This is a genomic window from Peribacillus sp. NPDC056705 (genome assembly GCF_043656335.1).
Genome location: NZ_JBHTYI010000069.1, coordinates 1 through 4,357, shown reverse-complemented (window position 1 = coordinate 4,357; position 4,357 = coordinate 1). Strand labels below are relative to the sequence as shown.

Below are 4,357 nucleotides of genomic sequence, written 5' to 3'. Positions count from 1 at the left end.
GGCATGTACGCCATGTAACCTGCAAATAATAGCGCAGAAACATACCGAACGGCACAACTAGCAGAATGTTGAATGCCACCTGCAAGAAGGCCCTCTCTTTGAATAAGAGCATGTAGGTACTAGGCTCTGATAATACAACACGGGTCTCCTTCCATATATCCATCACGAATTGGAACGGCACCCATTGCATGACGGAGTTCACATCCATCGGCGCATTATGGCGGGTGGCCGGTAGCGGCAGGAGAACCAGAAATACGGCATTCATCAGATACAGCAGGAACAAATAGAGCAGAAACCCCCGAAACTTATTGAAATATCCATGTCGGCGGTATTGCACGACCAGAAACGGCACGGCACATAGCAGAGCTGCTATCGGAAAGGTCATAAAGGCATATGAAATGGGAAATAAATAGGCGTCCAACATCATTCCTTCGCTCCCTTTGAATCGTTATTCTAAAGATCATGATACAGCATTATATTTAAATGCGATCCTGATTCATATGTTATAACGATTTCCGCAAGCGAATGGTTCTTTTATCCGCTCGACCGTCTATAAACCATTTCCGGGCGATCATCTGCGTCATCGCATGCTGATGCGGAACGCCCGAGGAATTACAGTCGAACACGATCTCCGGACAGCGTTTATATTCTTGGCTAACATCATACTCACATTGATCACACTCCTATTACCCACATTGTAGGTTGCACCGCCGCCTCGCTACAATAACCTGATATTTGATTATATTCAGAACTCAACCGGGAGCTGAAATGATATACTTGCAGCCGACATGTTACAATGAATTTCAGTTTACATGACGATACGAGGGGGCATTCCCGTGATCATTAGAAGATTACAGCCGAGCGAACCACAGCCAACAGAACTTCTGCTTCTGGCAGACCCATCTACTGCACTGGTAAAGGATTATGTGAGCCGAGGCCAATGTTATGTGGCTGAACTGGACGCGCAGATCATTGGAGTGTATGTACTGTTGCCCACCCGCCCTGGAACCGTGGAACTGGTGAACGTGGCTGTAGCCGAGCAGCTGCATGGACGCGGCTATGGCAAGCAGCTCGTGACCCATGCGATCTCTCAAGCCAGAGCATTCGGGTATGCAACGATAGAGATCGGTACCGGCAGCACAGGTGTTGCTCAATTGGCACTATATCAAAAATGTGGATTTCGCATGGTAAGCATCGACCGTGACTTTTTTATACGTCATTATGAAGAAGAAATCTATGAGAATGGCATGCAGCTGCGCGATATGGTACGGCTGTCGTTGGATCTATAGCCAACCTTTCATCAAAAAAGAGATCCACAGTCTCTTGGACAGTGGATCTCTTGATCTCGACTACGTATGGCGCAAAGGTAATCTCCTTAATCATGCTCAAACGAAAATTACGGATTCAACGTTTCGCTCCAGTCATGGACCATATGCCCCTCAAGGTACTTCTCGCAGTCCATAGCAGCCATACAGCCGGTACCCGCCGCTGTAATCGCCTGACGGTAGCGCGTATCCTGAACGTCGCCACAAGCGAATACGCCTGGGATGTTCGTCTCGGTTGTGCCTGGCTTGACCACGATGTATCCGGTTGGATCGGTCGTGATTTGACCGGCCAAGAAGCCGGTATTCGGTGTGTGGCCAATCGCGACGAACACGCCTTCGGCTTCGAGCAGCTCTTCCGCACCAGTCTCATTGTTCCGGACTTTCAAGCCTTTTACACCAGTCTCACTCGTAACCACCTCAATCGGCGTGCGGTCCAGAGCCCACTCAATCTTCTCGTTCTCACGGGCGCGATCCTGCATAATCTTCGATGCACGCAGTTCCGTACGGCGGTTCACCACCGTAACACTGGAGGCAAAGCGTGTCAGGAAGCTGGCTTCCTCCATCGCGGAGTCGCCTCCGCCGATGACCACGATTTTCTTGCCGCGGAAGAAGAATCCGTCGCAGGTTGCACAAGTGCTGACCCCGCGGCCCACATTCTCTTGCTCACCCGGGATGCCAAGGTATTTGGCCGATACTCCCGTAGAGATAATGACCGATTCCGCAAGAAGCTCGCCCATTCCTTCGACATTCACCTTGAACGGATGCTGGGAGAAGTCAACCGATTCTACCCAAGCGCTCTTGAACTCGGCACCAAAGCGCTCTGCTTGCTGACGCATATTGTCCATTAGCTCAGGTCCCATGATTCCCTGCGGGAACCCCGGGAAGTTCTCCACGTCGGTGGTCGTCGTCAGCTGGCCACCCGGCTGCATCCCCTCGATCACGAGAGGGGTCAGATTCGCACGTGCCAAGTAGATGGCCGCCGTCAATCCGGCAGGTCCTGTTCCGATTACGATTGATTTGTACATAGATACAGCCTCCTTTTAGGGTCCATATGCTTTGTAGCATTCTATTCCGATTGTGTACCGAACTCTTCATACATAATGCCCTTACTTAAATGTTTTCCGTAAAGGGGCGAAAATTATCATCTTGCTGAACTTTAATTCCGCACACGCTATCAATCTGACGTGCGTAACGACTTACCGTTGATGACGAAATGCCGTAACGAACGGCTACCTGCTCGTATGTTAGGTCCCGCCCGCGCTTCTTGGCTATTAAGTATTCTAAGGCTGCCGCCCAGCCTTCTGCGTTCCGGATATTCGGTATATCGGGGTAGAGCTTGCTTAGGAAATCAGACCAGAGATTCTCCAGTTCCTTCTTCCAATACGCGTCAATCCGCAGGTCCATTACTTGCTCCGCCTTCTCCAGTACGGCCTTCCAGGATGGAAGCCAATCCGGGAGTACCTCTCTACCTATGCCAGCGCTGGAATCGCGTTCATCGCGCCGCTCTTGCAGTCGGTTACTCGCCGCCTCCATCTGTTGCAGTACCAGCCTAGCTGCGTCCTTCAATTCGTCATTCTCGCCTGGTTCCTGCAGGAATGACTGCAAGGCGTGCTGAACCTCTTCATCGGCAATCAATTCCAGCGTTCGAATGACCTGCAATTTCGTCTGCGGGTCGCCATGGCGCAGCGCCCAGAAGAAGGATGAGCGAATCAGCGGATTCTGCTTTGCTTCTTCCGTTAATTTAGTTCCGTCTTGCTCCCAGCGCTTAAACTGTTCTTCAAACGGAAGGTGGTAGTGATAGCTTACCTTCATCTGATTCATGCCAGCCTCTTTGCGCTTCGCCAGCTGTGCCAGATAGAAATCAGGAATGACGGTGTCACCGTCCAGCTTCAGGGCATGTCGCCAATACTTCTCCGCGATGTCATAATAACCGCTATTGCAAGCCGCCACGGCCGTATAATGATACAGGCTCGGATCGGAACTGAATTCTTCGTACTTCAACAGCCGCTTGAAGTGACTGTACGCAATCTCATGCTGCCCCAGAATTCCCATCGTTGTTGCTAGCTTAAACACATGCTCCAGATGAAAGGGTACAGTCACCTTGAGCATGTCCATCAATCGATCGCGCGCAGCCTGATCACCTTCATGCTGAAAGAAAATAGCCAGGTTGCACAATCCGTGCAAATTCCCCGGCTCCTGATCCAGAACCTCTCCGATGGTACGTTTTGCTGTATCAAAGCGCCCCATATAATAATATGCCAACGCCAAATTGTTGCGCGCAGCCAGAAAATCCGGATGATTGTGCACAATCTCCTCAAGCAGTTTAACAGCCTGTCCGAACTTGCCTTCCTCCAGCAGAGCGCGAGCATTCTCATGCTCAACTACGCCTTCACGGCTCTTGATTCGATTCAGCTTCGCGGGGCGATTAAGCTCATAATGGAGCAGCTCCATCATCTCTTCCGCCTCATCCAGAAACTGTCCGTTCGGATCTTCCTCCAGATAAGTAACCAGCGCCTCCTCGGCCTTCTCGAACTGCTCCATATTCGCGTAGTTATTCGCCATATAGAAGTAGCATTCCGTCATCAACGGGTCTACCTGTTCCAGGATATGCATCAAAACCTCGTTCGACGCTTTATAATCACCCGTCTCTGATAATATACCCGCCATATTGGCATGATTCACCGGATTTCCGGGCTCATATTCAACAGCTTTGCGAAAATATTTAAGTGCTCTGTCGTATTGGTAACGATCCAGCGCGCGAACCGCTCGATCGAAAAAGAAATTGGCATTCATTTCGATAGATATAACATTGTGAGGGTCAGTCGACCCGTATGGATTACCATTCACGAAAAGCAAGACACCTCCTTTAACTTGCTCCTCTATCCAGAACAGTATAACATAACTTACACCTATCTTTGCAGAAAAAAGACACCAGTTTACACACCGGCGTCCTTGAACAAAGTGGCGATAGATCCGCCCTCCATAATAATCTGCGTTGCTTGTGCCAACATAGGGGCAACCGACAGCACGTT

4 protein-coding genes are annotated in these 4,357 nt (G+C 50.2%); 1 reads left to right on the top strand and 3 read right to left on the bottom strand.

Annotated elements, in window-relative coordinates; all coding sequences use genetic code 11:
* The coding region (locus ACFRAK_RS27170; protein WP_394572903.1) for a VanZ family protein at positions 1-424 on the bottom strand (424 nt) is incomplete at its 3' end.
* 412 nt (positions 425-836) lie between these two features.
* Between ACFRAK_RS27170 and ACFRAK_RS27165 the strand changes: the two genes are divergently transcribed.
* Positions 837-1,289 carry a GNAT family N-acetyltransferase gene (locus tag ACFRAK_RS27165; protein ID WP_394572902.1) on the top strand — a complete coding sequence of 151 codons (453 nt, stop codon included), beginning with the start codon at positions 837-839 and terminating at the stop codon, positions 1,287-1,289.
* A gap of 107 nt (positions 1,290-1,396) precedes the next feature.
* Here ACFRAK_RS27165 and trxB read toward each other — a convergent pair whose 3' ends face one another.
* Together trxB and ACFRAK_RS27155 are read right to left on the bottom strand one after the other, a co-directional pair.
* Positions 1,397-2,350 carry a thioredoxin-disulfide reductase gene (gene trxB, locus ACFRAK_RS27160; protein WP_394572901.1) on the bottom strand — a complete coding sequence of 318 codons (954 nt, stop codon included), beginning with the start codon at positions 2,348-2,350 and terminating at the stop codon, positions 1,397-1,399.
* Between the two features lie 85 nt (positions 2,351-2,435).
* Positions 2,436-4,181, bottom strand: coding sequence for a tetratricopeptide repeat protein (locus ACFRAK_RS27155; RefSeq protein ID WP_394572900.1), 1,746 nt, complete (start codon positions 4,179-4,181; stop codon positions 2,436-2,438).
* Positions 4,182-4,357: the final 176 nt, after the last annotated feature.

What these genes read in the sequence shown, in the direction of transcription:
- trxB (WP_394572901.1), bottom strand. Translation starts at nt 2,350, where the DNA reads ATGTACAAATCAATCGTAATCGGAACAGGACCTGCCGGATTGACGGCG.